Source organism: Nocardiopsis terrae (assembly GCF_014651695.1).
Lineage (GTDB): Bacteria > Actinomycetota > Actinomycetes > Streptosporangiales > Streptosporangiaceae > Nocardiopsis > Nocardiopsis terrae.
Genome location: NZ_BMXJ01000007.1, coordinates 258,214 through 271,653, shown reverse-complemented (window position 1 = coordinate 271,653; position 13,440 = coordinate 258,214). Strand labels below are relative to the sequence as shown.

At 71.5% G+C, this 13,440-nt stretch carries 11 protein-coding genes; 6 read left to right on the top strand and 5 right to left on the bottom strand.

Going from position 1 to position 13,440, the window contains the following annotated elements; translation table 11 throughout:
* Positions 1-18: 18 nt before the first annotated feature.
* Positions 19-786, bottom strand: a complete 768-nt coding sequence (locus IE195_RS21105; RefSeq protein ID WP_191274265.1) for a thioredoxin-like domain-containing protein — start codon at positions 784-786, stop codon at positions 19-21.
* 90 nt (positions 787-876) lie between these two features.
* On the opposite strand from IE195_RS21105, the gene IE195_RS21100 reads away from it, so the two are divergent.
* From IE195_RS21100 to IE195_RS21075, 6 genes are all read left to right on the top strand, one after another.
* Positions 877-1,590 carry a DUF305 domain-containing protein gene (locus tag IE195_RS21100; RefSeq protein ID WP_191274263.1) on the top strand — a complete coding sequence of 238 codons (714 nt, stop codon included), beginning with the start codon at positions 877-879 and terminating at the stop codon, positions 1,588-1,590.
* A 228-nt stretch (positions 1,591-1,818) separates the two neighbouring features.
* Positions 1,819-3,264: a cytochrome ubiquinol oxidase subunit I gene (locus tag IE195_RS21095; protein ID WP_191274261.1), complete on the top strand. Its 1,446-nt coding sequence runs from the start codon at positions 1,819-1,821 to the stop codon at positions 3,262-3,264.
* A gap of 12 nt (positions 3,265-3,276) precedes the next feature.
* Entirely contained in the window at positions 3,277-4,317 is a 1,041-nt protein-coding gene (cydB, locus tag IE195_RS21090) for a cytochrome d ubiquinol oxidase subunit II (RefSeq protein ID WP_191274259.1), read from the top strand.
* Between the two features lie 213 nt (positions 4,318-4,530).
* Positions 4,531-6,282: a thiol reductant ABC exporter subunit CydD gene (gene cydD / locus IE195_RS21085; RefSeq protein WP_191274257.1), complete on the top strand. Its 1,752-nt coding sequence runs from the start codon at positions 4,531-4,533 to the stop codon at positions 6,280-6,282.
* Positions 6,279-8,075 (top strand): thiol reductant ABC exporter subunit CydC, encoded by a 1,797-nt coding sequence (gene cydC / locus IE195_RS21080; protein WP_191274248.1) that lies wholly within the window; start codon positions 6,279-6,281, stop codon positions 8,073-8,075. Before cydD ends, cydC begins: the two co-directional genes overlap by 4 nt.
* 9 nt (positions 8,076-8,084) lie before the next feature.
* Positions 8,085-8,939 (top strand): EI24 domain-containing protein, encoded by an 855-nt coding sequence (locus tag IE195_RS21075; RefSeq protein WP_191274239.1) that lies wholly within the window; start codon positions 8,085-8,087, stop codon positions 8,937-8,939.
* An 85-nt stretch (positions 8,940-9,024) separates the two neighbouring features.
* Here the strand turns inward: IE195_RS21075 and IE195_RS21070 are convergent, their stop codons facing one another.
* Genes IE195_RS21070 through IE195_RS21055 form a run of 4 tightly spaced genes read right to left on the bottom strand, consistent with a single transcriptional unit; the run spans position 9,025 to position 13,312 of the window.
* A complete protein-coding gene (locus IE195_RS21070) occupies positions 9,025-10,146 on the bottom strand; it encodes a D-alanine--D-alanine ligase family protein (RefSeq protein WP_191274237.1) in 1,122 nt (373 codons plus the stop codon).
* Between the two features lie 60 nt (positions 10,147-10,206).
* Positions 10,207-11,424, bottom strand: a complete 1,218-nt coding sequence (locus IE195_RS21065; protein ID WP_191274235.1) for a trans-sulfuration enzyme family protein — start codon at positions 11,422-11,424, stop codon at positions 10,207-10,209.
* Between the two features lie 11 nt (positions 11,425-11,435).
* Positions 11,436-12,491, bottom strand: coding sequence for an NAD(P)H-dependent glycerol-3-phosphate dehydrogenase (locus IE195_RS21060; protein WP_191274233.1), 1,056 nt, complete (start codon positions 12,489-12,491; stop codon positions 11,436-11,438).
* Positions 12,488-13,312, bottom strand: a complete 825-nt coding sequence (locus IE195_RS21055; protein ID WP_191274231.1) for a lysophospholipid acyltransferase family protein — start codon at positions 13,310-13,312, stop codon at positions 12,488-12,490. The genes IE195_RS21060 and IE195_RS21055 overlap by 4 nt, the downstream gene beginning before the upstream one ends.
* Positions 13,313-13,440: the final 128 nt, after the last annotated feature.

The window sequence follows — 13,440 nt, the reverse complement described above, 5'->3', positions numbered from 1 at the left end:
GGGGCGCCCGCCCCGCTCCTAGTCCTCGTCCCCGGTTTCGCTGTCCTCGTTGTTGGCAGCGTCCTCGGAACCGGAGTCCTCGTTCCCGGTCTCCTCGCTGTCCATTTCCGCGCCTTCAAGGGCCTCGGCGTCCTCACCCTGTTCGGCGATCTGGGCCTCGATCTCGGGAGCGGTCTCCTGGATGGCGCCCGAGCAGGCGGCACCCGGCTCGGGAACGTCGCTGCCGCGCTCGTAGAACCGCACGTAGCGGGCGAGTTCCTCGTCGTCGGCGCTCTCCGCGGTGATCTGGCGGCCCCAGCTGGAGGCGACGATCGGCGCGGGCATCTCCCCGTCGTAGGGGCTGATGACCAGGTAGTCGCCGGGGTTGTAGAAGCCCTCCAGCGCCTCCACCTCCGCCTCGGGCAGCTCCGGGTCGTAGGTGATCCAGACCGCGCCGTGCTCCAGGGCGTGGACCGCGAACTCCGGCATCAGCGTGTCCGCGTAGACACCGCAGTTCTGCCAGCTGCTCCAGTGCTGGCCGCCGACCGGCGGGGACTGGGCGTAGTCGACGCGCTGTCCCGTCTGGACGTGGTTGTACTCGTCGATGGCGTACTCCTGCACGCCCTGGATGTTGCGGGAGCGGAACTCCATGAAGATCGCGGTTCCCAGAAGACCCAGGACCGCGGCGGCGGCTACGCTGATCCCGGTGATCTTGAGGGCTTTGGCGCGACGTTCCTTCTTCCGCTGCTCCTCGCGCAGCGCGGCGGCGCGAGCGCGGCGCTCCTCCGCCTTCGACTTCTTGGCCACTGGGTCTCCTGGGGATGGATGTGGTCGAATAGGACTTTCCTACCCTCTACTTTGGCACCAGAGTTGTGCGATTTGACCAAGGTGGTTCCGATGGGGCATGTGACCGGCCCGGCGTCCGCGGACGCTGACGGCACCGAAGAAGCGTCGAACGAGGACGGGCCGGACGGCCCCGAGGAGTCCTCCCCCGGCGGTGTGGGCGCCGCCGCGCAGCAGCGCACCGTCCCCCTCTGGATGGCCGCGACCCTGGTCGTGCTGGCGCTGGTCGGCGGCTTCCTGGTGGGCCGGCCGTCCTATCCGCTCGACACCGGGGCCGACGCCGGTTTCCTGCGCGACATGAGCGCGCACCACGCCCAGGCAGTGGACATGTCGCTGATCATCATCGACAAGACAGAGGACGTCGAGCTGCACACGGTGGCCACGGACATGGCCAGGACCCAGCAGGCCCAGATCGGGATGATGCAGGGCTGGCTGGCCGCGTGGGGGCTGAACTCGCGCTCGGCCGAACCCCCGATGGCCTGGATGGAGGGCCACGAGCACGGCGGCGGCGAGGGGGAGGTCCCCGAGACCATGCCGGGTCTGGCCACCAGCGAGCAACTCGTGGAGCTGAACGAGGCCGAGGGGGTGGAGGCCGAGGTGCTCTTCCTCGAACTGATGATCGCCCACCACATCGGCGGGGTCGAGATGGCCGAGGCCGAGGTGGACCTGGGCAACGAGGAACTCGTCACAAACCTCGCCCAGGGGATGATCGACGCCCAGCTGTCCGAGGTCGAGAACATGGAGCGCATGATCGAGCTCCGCGAGTAGGAGAGAAACGGCTCCACCTGCGAAGACGGTGAATCCGACGAAGACGCGGCACCAAGGCGGCGCATCCCCGTTCAGGGGGTGCGCCGCTTCTGCGTGCGGGCCCCGGCGCAGGGACCACACCGTCCGGACCCCCTCGGGCCGCCGGTACCCGGGGGGCGCCCTCCACTACGACGGAAAGTAGCACTACAGTTCGTAGTACTACCGGCAGTCGGTACCTGAGAGGCGGGCATGGAAGCTCTTGACCTGGCGAGGTGGCAGTTCGGGGTCACCACGATCTACCACTTCCTCTTCGTCCCCCTGACGATCGGCCTGTCCTTCATCGTGGCCGTGCTCCAGACCTTCTGGTACCGCACCGGACGGCACGAGTACCTCCAGGCCACCCAGTTCTTCGGCAAGCTGTTCCTGATCAACTTCGCCATGGGCGTGGTCACCGGGATCGTGCAGGAGTTCCAGTTCGGCATGAACTGGAGCGAGTACTCACGCTTCGTCGGCGACGTCTTCGGGGCGCCCCTGGCCATGGAGGCCCTCCTGGCCTTCTTCCTGGAGTCCACCTTCATCGGACTGTGGATCTTCGGCTGGCACCGGCTCCCACGCGGCGTCCACCTGGCCTGCATCTGGGTGGTCGCCGTCGGCACCAACCTGTCGGCCTACTTCATCCTGGCCGCCAACGCCTGGATGCGCCGCCCGGTGGGCTACGACGTCAACCCCGAGACCGGCCGCGCCGAGCTCAACGACATCTGGGCCGTACTCAGCAACGACCAGGCCTGGTCCACCTACCTGCACACCGTCTCGGCCGCCTTCGTCACCGCCGGACTCTTCGTGGTGGCGGTCAGCGCCTACAAGCTGTGGCGCAACGCCGGGCACGACGACACCGGCGAGGCCGGCGTCACCCCGCCCGGGCGGGACTTCGCACTGTTCCGCTCCACCCTCAGGACCGGCCTGGTCATCACCCTGGCCGCCGGGGCCCTCACCGTCTTCTCCGGTGACCACCAGGCCAAGCTCGCCGCCGAGTACGAGCCCATGAAGCTCGCCGCCGCCGAGGCCCTGTGGGACACCGAGGAGGGCGCCGCCTTCTCCGCCTTCGCCGTCGGCGACACCGAAGCGCGCCACAACCCCATCGACGTCACCGTCCCCAACGTCCTCAGCTTCCTGGCCACCGGCACCTTCGACGGCGAGGTGCACGGCATGAACAACCTCCAGGAGGCCTACGAGGAGTACTACGGGCCCGGCGACTACATGCCCAACGTGTTCGTCGTGTACTGGTCCTTCCGGCTGATGATGGGGCTCGGGATGTTCGGGATCGCCGTCGCCGCCGCAGGCCTGTGGTTCACCCGCGGACGCGGGCGGATGCCCGGGAGCCGGTGGTTCTACTACGCGGCCATCGCCGCGCTGCCCGCCGCACTGGCCGCCAACATCTTCGGATGGGTGCTCACCGAGATGGGCCGCCAGCCCTGGACGGTCCACGGCGAGCTGCTCACCGCCGCCAGCGTCTCGCCCGGGGTCAGCCTCGGAACGGTCGCCATGAGCCTGGGCCTGTTCACCGCCGTGTACGGGCTGCTGTTCGTCGTCGAGGTCGGCCTGCTCTGGAAGTACATCAAGAAGGGGCCCGCACACGTCGTTCCCGACCTGGAGAACGACGAGGACGAGTCCCAGATCCCGCACTTCAGCTACTAGGAGCCAACGACCATGGAACTGGCCGTCATCTGGTTCGCCGCCATCGCCGTCCTGTGGACCGGCTTCTTCCTCCTGGAGGGGTTCGACTTCGGGGTCGGGATCCTCATGCCCTTCATGGGCAGGCGCCACTCCGTGGACCGCCGGGTGGCCATCAACGCCATCGGGCCGGTCTGGGACGCCAACGAGGTGTGGATGATCACCGCCGTCGGCGCCATGTTCGCCGCGTTCCCCGCCTGGTACGCGTCCGTGTTCAGCGGGTTCTACGTGCCGGTGTTCCTCGTCCTGATCGCGCTCATCGTGCGCGGGGTGGCGTTCGAGTACCGCCACAAGCGCGACAGCGACCGGTGGCGGGACTGGTGGGACCGGGCGATCTTCTTCGGCAGCGCCGTGCCCGCCTTCCTGTGGGGGCTGATCTTCGCCAACATCGTCCGGGGCGTGGCCATGGACGCCGACCACATCGTCACCGCGTCCCCGCTCGACCTGCTCAACCCGCACGCCCTGCTCGGCGGGGTGAGCACCCTGGCGCTGTTCACCCTGCACGGCGCCGTCTTCCTGACCCTCAAGACCGACGGACCGGTCCGGGTCCGCGCACGGAGGGCCGCCCTGGGCGCCGCCTGCGTCGCGGTCCCCGCCGTGACCGCCTTCCTGCTGTGGACCCAGTCCGCGCACGGCGGCCCGTGGACCCTGCCGCTCGCACTGACCGCCGTCGCGACCCTGGTGGGCGGGGTCGCGGCGGCCCGCTTCCGCCGTGAGGGGTGGTCCTTCCTCGCCACCGCGGCGACCATCGTGCTCACGTTCGCCACACTGCTCGGTTCGCTGTTCCCGAACGTGCTCCCGTCCACCACCGACCCGGCGTTCAGCCTGACCGTCGCCAACGCCTCCTCGGCGGACTACACGCTCACCCTGATGACCTGGGTCGCGGTGGTGTTCCTGCCTCTGGTGCTGGGCTACCAGGGCTGGAGCTACTGGGTGTTCCGCCAGCGGGTCACCGGCGAACAGATCACCCGCTCCACCGTCACCACGGGCGGGAAGGAGCAGGGCCGGGCCGCCTGAGCCCGCTCCCGCCTCTCCCGCCTCCGAGGCCCGCGCCCCCTGCCCCCCGAATCGCCCCGGGAGACGGGGGGTGCGGCGTTCCCGGCGGGCTCCCCGGGATACTGGGCCGACCCGCACCGTGTCCCGTGTCCCCCGCATCCGCCGCGCCGGAGCCCCCTTCGGAACCGAACCCCGAAGGTCCGGTCGAGTCCCGACGCCACGAGGTACCCGCACATGAAACCGCTCGATCCGCGCCTGGTGCGCACCGCAGACGCGGTCCGGACGCACCTGGCCGTCACCGTCGTCAGCGGCGTGCTGATCACCGGCCTGATCCTCATCCAGGCCTGGCTGCTCGCCCGGGTCATCACCGGGGCGTGGGCCGGGGAGGGCATGGACGCCCTCGGCTGGATGATCGCCGCGGTGGCCGCCGTCGCGGTCGCCCGCGCCCTGCTGTCCTACCTCGCCGAGGCCTCGGCACTGCACAGCGCCGCCCGCACCAAGTCGCAGCTGCGGCGCAGGCTGGTCGCGCACGTGACCGGTTCGGGCAAGGTGTGGCTGGCCGAGGGCGGCGACCGGGAGGACGGGGCGCCCAGGGCCGGCGAGCTCGTCACCCTGGCCACCCGCGGCCTGGACGCCCTCGACGAGTACTTCTCCCGTTACCTGCCCCAGCTGGTGCTGGCGTGCATCGTGCCGTTCGCCGTGCTGGCGGTGGTCTTCTGGGCGGACTGGATCTCCGGGGCCGTCATCCTGGTGACGCTGCCGCTCATCCCGGTCTTCATGGCGCTGATCGGGATGCACACCCAGCAGCGCACCGAACGCCAGTGGCGGCTGCTGAGCCGGCTGGGCGGGCACTTCCTCGACGTCGTGGAGGGGCTGCCGACCCTGGCGGTCTTCCGTCGGGCCAAGGCGCAGGCCGCCATCATCCGCGGTGTCGGCGAGGACCACCGCAGGGCGACCATGGGCACGCTGCGGATCGCGTTCCTGTCGGCCTTCGCCCTGGAACTGCTCGCCACCCTGGCGGTGGCGCTGGTCGCCGTCGAGGTGGGTCTGCGCCTGCTGGGCGGGCACATGGACTACCAGACCGCCCTCCTGGTGCTGATCCTCGCCCCCGAGGCCTACCTACCGCTGCGCGAGGTGGGTGCGCGCTTCCACGCGAGCATGGAGGGCGTGGCCGCGGCCGACCAGGTCTTCACCGAGCTGGACCGCAGACGGGAGACGGCCGGGCCCGGCGCGGCTGGGGACGAGGCGGCCGGTCAGGCCCCTGCCCCGACCGGCGCCCCCTCCCCCGCCGCGGCGGGGGACATCCGGTTCGAGGGGGTCGGGCTGCTCTACCCGGGCCGCGACGTCCCTGCCCTGTCCGGGCTGGACCTGACCGTGCGAGCCGGGGAGCGCCTGCTGCTCACCGGACCGAGCGGCTCCGGAAAGACCACCCTGCTCTCCCTGCTGCTGCGGCTCGGTGAACCCACCGAGGGCCGGATCAGCGTGCGGGCCCCCGGCGGTGAGTGGACCCCCCTCGACCGGCTGCCCGCCGACGACTGGCGGCTCGGCATCGCCTGGGTACCGCAGCACCCCTACCTGTTCGACGTCTCCGTCGCCGACAACATCCGGTTGGGCGCCCCCGACGCCGACATGGAGCGGGTCCGGGAGGCGGCGCGGCTGGCCGAGGCGGACGGATTCGTGTCCGCTCTCCCCGACGGCTACGGCACACGCCTGGGTGAGCGGGGCGCGCGGCTGTCCGCCGGGCAGCGGCAGCGGATCGCGCTGGCCCGGGCGATGTGCCGGGACGCGCCGCTGGTCCTGCTCGACGAACCCACCGCGCACCTGGACCCGGAGAACGCGAAGGCGGTGCGCACCGCCGTGACCCGCCTGCTGGAGGGGCGCACCGCCGTGATCGTCGCCCACGACACCGGCTGGGCCGAGTCCGTGCTCGGCGAGAACCTGCGGACCGCCGCACTGCCGCTGCTGACCCGGGAGGCGCACCGATGAACGCCGAGACGAACGGGACCGGAGGGGACCCGACCGCCGTGACCGGTGGGTTCGAGGTGGACGAGCGGGAGCGGCGCAGGGACCCGCTGCTCCGGATGATCGGACTGGCCAGGCCCCGGGGAGGCCGGTTCGCGCTGGGTGTGCTGCTCGGCGCCGCCGCCACCGGCTCGGGCGTGGCCCTGCTCGGCGTCGCCGCCTGGATGCTGGCCACCGCCGCCGACCATCCCTCCATCACCGCGCTGAGCGTGGCCGTGGTCGCCACCCGCGCCCTGGGTGTCAGCAAGGGTGTGACCCGCTACCTGGAGCGGCTGGTCACCCACGACGCCGCCTTCCGCACCCTCGCCGAGGTCCGGGTCCGGGTGTACGAGCGGCTGGCCGGGACCGAACCGTTCGGCCGCTTCCGCTCCGGCGACCTGGTGTCCCGCCTGGTCAACGACACCGAGACCACCCTCGACCTGTTGGTGCGCGGGCTGGCCCCGCCGCTGGTCTCGGTGGTCACCGGCGGCGCGACCGTACTGTTCCTGACCTCGGTGTACGTGCCCGGCGGCCTGCTGCTCGCGGCGGGCCTGCTGCTCGCCGGGCTCGCGGTACCGCTGGCCGCGGCCGCCCTGGGCACCGGGCCGGGCCGCCGGGAGGCCGTGGCGCGCGGCAGGCTCTCCACCACCCTGGTCGACACCCTCCAGGGCGCACCGGACCTGGTCGCCTACGGGGCCATGGAGCGCCAGGTGGCCCTGGTGAACGAGGCCGACACCGAGCTCACCCGGGTGGCGGCGCGCGACGCCGCCACCCTGGGGCTGAGCGCCGGGGCGAACGCGCTCATCACCGGGCTGACCGTGTGGGGCGCGCTGTTCCTGGGCGTGCTCGCCGTGTCGGACGGTTCGATCGGCCCGACCGCGCTGGCGGTCCTGGTGCTGACCACCCTCGCCGCCTTCGAGATCGTCGCCCCGCTGCCCGCCGTCGCGGCCAGGCTGGGGGCGATCCGGGCCAGCGGGGAGCGGCTGTTCGGTGTGCTGGACACCCCGGCGGCGGTCTCGGCTCCCGCGCGGTCCGGCCTGGAGATCGATCCGGAGGCCGACACCACGGTGCGGGTCCGCAACCTTCGGGTGCGGTACGGGCCCGGGGAGCCGTGGGCACTGGACGGGGTGGACCTGGAGATCCCCGCCGGGGCGACCGTCGCGGTGGTCGGGCCGAGCGGTGCGGGTAAGAGCACGCTCGCCTCGGTCCTGCTGCGCTTCCGCGATCCGGACGGCGGCCGCGTGGAGATCGGCGGCACCGACGTCACCGACTACCCGGCCGACGAGGTACGGCGTGTGGTGTCCGGGGTCCCGCAGGACCCGCACGTGTTCGCGTCCACGCTCCGGGAGAACCTGCGGTTGGCCAGGCCGGGGGCCGAGGACGACGAACTGTGGGCGGCGCTGCGCAGGGCGCGGCTGGCCGAGGAGGTCGAGGCGATGCCCAGGGGCCTGGACACGCAGGTGGGTTCGCACGGCCTGGGGCTGAGCGGCGGGATGCGGCAGCGGCTGGCCCTGGCCAGGGCGGTGCTGGCGGGACCGCGTGTGCTCGTGCTGGACGAGCCGACCGCGCACCTGGACCCGGACACGCGCGACGGGGTGGTCGCCGACCTGCTCGCCGCCGCCCGGGGGTTCTCCACCCTGCTCATCACCCACGACCTCACCGGCCTGGACCGGGTGGACCGGATCTACGTGGTCCGTGAGGGAAGGGTGCTGCAGTCGGGGACGCACGAGGAGCTCACCACGGAGGCCGGGTGGTTCCGATCGGTCTCCGAGCGCTAGGGTTCGCCCGTGAGTGCTGTGAATGAGGTCTTCGGTGGTTTCGGCGTCCTGCTGCGCGGTCTGGGCATCGTGCTGCGCAAACCGCGCCTGTTCCTGTTGGGTGCGCTGCCCGCGCTGATCACGTCGCTGCTGTTCCTGGCGGCGCTGATCACCCTGGCGGTGAACCTGGCGGACCTGGTGACGTGGGCGACGCCGTTCGCCCGGGACTGGGACACCGTCTGGCAGGGGCTGCTGCGCGGCGCCCTGTCCGTGGCTCTGCTGGCCGGGTCGGTCCTGGTCATGGTGGTGGCGTTCACGACGGTGACCCTGGCCCTGGGCGCGCCGATCTACGACAGGATCGCCGAACTGGTCGAGCAGGAGCTCGGCGGTGCGCCCGAGGCCCCGGAGGAGTCGCTGATGGCCTCGATGGCCAGGGCGGTGCGCCAGTCGGTGGTGATCGTGCTGGTCTCCCTGACGGTGACGGTCTGCGCGTTCCTGATCGGGCTCGTCCCGCTGGTCGGCTGGATCGCCGGCCCCGTGCTGACCGCGGTGATGGGCGGCTGGCTGTTGGGGATCGAGCTGACGGCTCCCGCCTTCGACCGGCGCGGTCTGCTGCGTATCCGCGACCGCCGCCGCTCCATGGGTACCCGGCGTATGCGGACGCTGGGCTTCTCGGTCCCGACCTACTTCCTGCTGGCGATCCCGTTCGTGGCGGTGGCGGTGTTCCCGGCGGCGACTGCGGGCGGCACCATCCTCGCCCGGGAGCTGCTCCCCGGGCCCCCCGAGGGGCACCAGCCGCCCCAGGGGCGCCTCCACCCGAGCCAGACACCGCCTCAGGCTCCGCGGGGACCCCAGGGGCCGCCTCAGGATCCGCCGCGGACCTAGGGGCTCGGAGGACCGACGCCGAGGGGCGGACGACCGCGCGGTCGTCCGCCCCTCGGCGTCGGTTCGGTGGTGCCGGTTCCGCCGGTCAGCGCAGTCCGGGGTCGCGGCGCAGGGCGGTGGTGATCATCCGCTCCACGAGTGTCGCGTAGTCCACCCCGGTGGCCCCCCACATCTGCGGGAAGGCCGAGGCCGGGGTGAATCCGGGCATCGTGTTCAGCTCGTTGACGAGGATCCGGCCGTCCTCGGTGTAGAAGAAGTCCACCCGGGCCAGGCCCTCGCAGCCCATGGCCTCGAACACGTCGGCGGCCATCCTCCGCAGCCGCCCGGTGGCCTCCTCCGGGATCTCGGCCGGGATGGTGAGGCTGCTCGTGGACAGGTACTTGGCCTCGAAGTCGTAGAAGTCGAAGCCCTCCGCCACGTGCACCTCGGCGGGCAGGGAGACGTCGGGGGTGCCGCCGTCCTCCGCCTCCAGGACTCCGCACTCGATCTCGCGGCCCACGACCTGCGCCTCGACCAGGACCTTGGGGTCGTGCTCGCGGGCGGCCTCGACCGCGGCGATCACGGCGTCGGTGTCGGAGGAGTCCTTCACCCTGCTGATGCCGACGCTGCTCCCGGCGCGGGCGGGCTTGACGAACACCGTCGCGCCCAGCTCCGCGACGTCGTCCAACAGCCTCTTGCGCTCGTTGCGCCAGGTGCGCTCGGTGATGGCGACGAAGTCGCTGGTGGGAATACCGTTGCCGACCAGGAGGGCCTTCATGAAGATCTTGTCCATGGCCGCGGCGCTGGAGAAGACCCCGGCGCCCGCGTAGCGCACGCCCATCATCTCGAACAGGCCCTGGATGGTGCCGTCCTCGCCGAAGGGGCCGTGCAGCAGCGGCAGCACGACGTCCACCTCGGCAAGGCGCCGGGGGCCCTGCTCCGGGGCCACGGTCATGAGCTGGCCGGCCGAGTCGAAGGGCAGCACCAGGTCGGTGCCGTCCTCGGAGACGGTCGGCAGGGCCTTGGTCGCCGCGTCGATGCGCAGGCTCTCGGGGTCACCCGAGGTCAGTACCCAGTTGCCGGTGGGGGTGATCCCGACCGGAACGACCTCGTAACGGTCCTGGTCGATGACGGACAGGACGCTGCCCGCGGTGACGCAGGAGATCTCGTGTTCGGAACTGCGTCCGCCGAATACGACGGCGACCCGAATCTTGCGCTGCTCGGACATGCTGCCTGACCCTATCTCGCCTACTGATGGAACCGGTACGGGGCGAAAAACACCGGTGTGTCACTTTCTCCCGTCGAGCGCCGCGAGGGCGTCGTCGATGAGGTCCCGGGGATCCTCCAGACCGACGGAGAACCGTACCGCGCCCGGGGAGATGCCCGCGGCCGCCAGTTCGGCGCCATCCATGTTCCGGTGCGAGGTGGAGGCCACGTGCCCGGCCAGCGTGTGCGTGCCACCGAGGGAGGCGGCGATGGTGGCCACCCTGAGCCGGTCGGCGAAGGCCATGCCCTCGTCGACGCCGCCACGCGGGTGGACGGTGACGACCGCGCCGTAACGGCCCTGGTCGAAGAGCTTGCCCGCGAGCTCGTGCTCCGGGTGCGAGGCCAGAGACGGATGGTCGACCCGCTCCACGAGGGGGTGTTCCGCCAGGGCCGCGGCGAAGGCCGCCGCGGTCTCGCACTGGCGCTGGACGCGCAGCGGCAGCGTCTCCAGGCCGCGGTGCAGCAGGTAGGCCTCGTCCGGGGCCAGGCACGGGCCCAGGTCGATCCGGGCCGAGCGGATCCGGTCGATCAGGTCGGGAGAGGCCACCGCCACACCGCCGGTGGTGTCGCTGTGCCCGCCCAGGTACTTGGTGGCGGAGTGCACCACGGCGTCGGCGCCGAACTCCAGGGGGCGGCAGACCGCCGGGGAGGCGAACGTGGAGTCCACCACCAGGGCGGCGCCCGCCTCCCGGGAGATCTGCGCCAGCCCGGGCAGGTCCGACACGGTCATGGCGGGGTTGGACAGCGTCTCGGTGAAGACCACGCGCGTCTGCGGGCCGACCGCGGCGCGCACCGCGTCCAGGTCGGTGATGTCCACGAAGTCGGTGCGCACGCCGAACCGGCGCATCAGCCGGTCCAGCAGCGAGTACGTGTTGCCGTAGATGGAACGGGAGGCCACCACGTGCGATCCGGCCTCGGTGAGCGCCAGCAGCACGGTGCTGATCGCGGCCATGCCGGAGGCGAAGGACTGGCCGCGCACCCGGTCCGGGAGCCCCGCGCCCTCCAGTGCCGCGACCGCGTCCGCGAAGGCGTCCACGGTGGGGCTGTCGATACGGGCGTAGGAGTAACCGCTCCGGGCGCCGGCCAGTACGTCCGCGAAACCCTGGGAGGTGTCGAAGGCGTAGGTGGTGGACCGGTGGACGGGCATCCGCATCGGGCGTTCGGCGGGGACCGGCGCCTCCGGGAGGGAGACCGCCCTGGTGTGCTCGCCCGTGCTCCCGGGACCAGGTGTGTGTGACATCGTGCTCGCTCTCAGACCCCGTAGCGCTCCGGCTTGGTGCTGCGTGACATGAACGCCACCAGCGCCTGGGCCGGGCTCAGGTCGTGGTGCATCATCTTGACGACGGACTCGGTGATCGGCATGTCGACCCCGTTGGCCCACCCGAGTTCGAGGATCGACTCGGAGGACTTGACCCCCTCGGCCGTCTGCTTGGTCTCCGCGACGACCTGTTCGAGGGTCTTGCCCGCGCCCAGTTTCTCACCGAAGGTCCGGTTCCGCGACAGCGGGGAGGAGCATGTCGCCACGAGGTCACCCATCCCGGCCAGACCGGACAGGGTGTGCTCGTCCGCGCCGAGGGTGACCGCGAGGCGGGTCGTCTCGGCCAGTCCGCGGGTGATCAGCGAGGCCTTGGTGTTGTCGCCGAGGCCCATGCCCTCGGCCACGCCGACCGCCAGGCCGATCACGTTCTTCATCGCGCCGCCGATCTCCACCCCCACGAGGTCGGTGCTGGTGTAGGGGCGGAAGTACGCCGACCGGAAGAGGTCCTGGAGCAGAACCGCGGTCTCCTCGTGCGGGCAGGCCACCACGGCGGTGGCCGGCTGGCGCTCGGCGATCTCCCGGGCCAGGTTGGGCCCGGACACCACGGCGATCCGCTCCTCGGGGAAGTCCAGGACCTCACCGACGACCTGGCTCATCCGCATGAGGCTGCCCAGCTCGACGCCCTTCATGAGGCTGACGACCACCGCGTCGGAGGGGATGTGGGGGCGCCAGGCCGCCAGGTTCTCCCGCAGGGACTGCGAGGGGACCGCGAGCACCACGACCCGGGCGCCGGACAGCGCCTCGGCCGGGTCCGTGGTGGCGCGCAGCCCCTCGTTGAGCGTGACCCCCGGAAAGTAGTCCGGATTCTCCGAACTCTCGTTGATCGCGTCGACCACCGAGGCGCGGCGGCCCCACAGGACCACCTCGGTCTTGTGTCCCTCCGCCGTTCGCAGGTCCGCCGCGTCAGCGACGATGTTGGCGAACGTGGTCCCCCAGGACCCGCTGCCCAGTACCGCGACCTTCACTTCAGCGCCCATCTGGTCGGTCATGCCCCCGTGTTGTTCTTCCCGTTCTCGCCTTCGGTCCCGGCGTTCTCCGGCCGACCTTCCTGCTCCTCCGGGGCGCGTTCGGACCGCTTGGCCTCCGCGGCCCGCTGACGGGCCTTCTTGAGGTCGAAGGGCTCGGCGGGCGGCTGCTCGCCGCGGATCCCGGCCTGGAGGGCGGTGATGTCGGCCATGATCGCCTTGGTCGCGTCCTCCAGGACGGTCGCGGTGAGCGGCTGGTCCCGGAAGGCGGACAGGTCCACCGGCGGGCCCGCGCTGAACTGGATCCGCTTGCGCGGGAAGAGGCTGGGCTTCTTGGACCCGTAGGGCAGGAGGTTCTGCTCGCCCCAGTGCGCGACCGGGACGACCGGCACCCCCGTGGTCAGGGCCAACCGCGCCACACCGTTCTTGGCGGTCATCGGCCAGAGCTCGGGGTCGCGGGTGCAGGTGCCCTCGGGGTAGAAGATCACCGAGGAGCCGTCCTGGGTCAGCGCCTTCTCTGCCTCGCCCAGCGCCTTGACCGCGTCGGCGCTGCCGCGCTTGATCGGGATCTGCCCGGTGCTCCTGGCCACCGACCGGACCACGGGGATCCTCATGACCGCGTCCTTCATCGTGAAGGTCGGCCAGCGGCGCGCTCCGATGTAGAGGAAGTGCGCGACGGTCAGGGGGTCGGTCACCGACAGGTGGTTCGCCGCGATGATGACCCCGCCCCGGGCGGGCACGTTCTCCGTGCCCTTCCACTCGGGCTTGGTCACCATCCACAGGATGAACCGGACGATCCGGGACACGATCCACTGGACCCATCGCGATTCTCGTTGCTTGGCCACGGGACTCCTCACTTCTCGCTCCCGGCCCGGTCGGGACCACGGAAGCACAACCGACTCAGTTTAGGGTGCACTCCGCACGTGCGCTGATGCGCCGGGGTGCGCCCGGGGCGGCCCCGGTCCGCCACGCC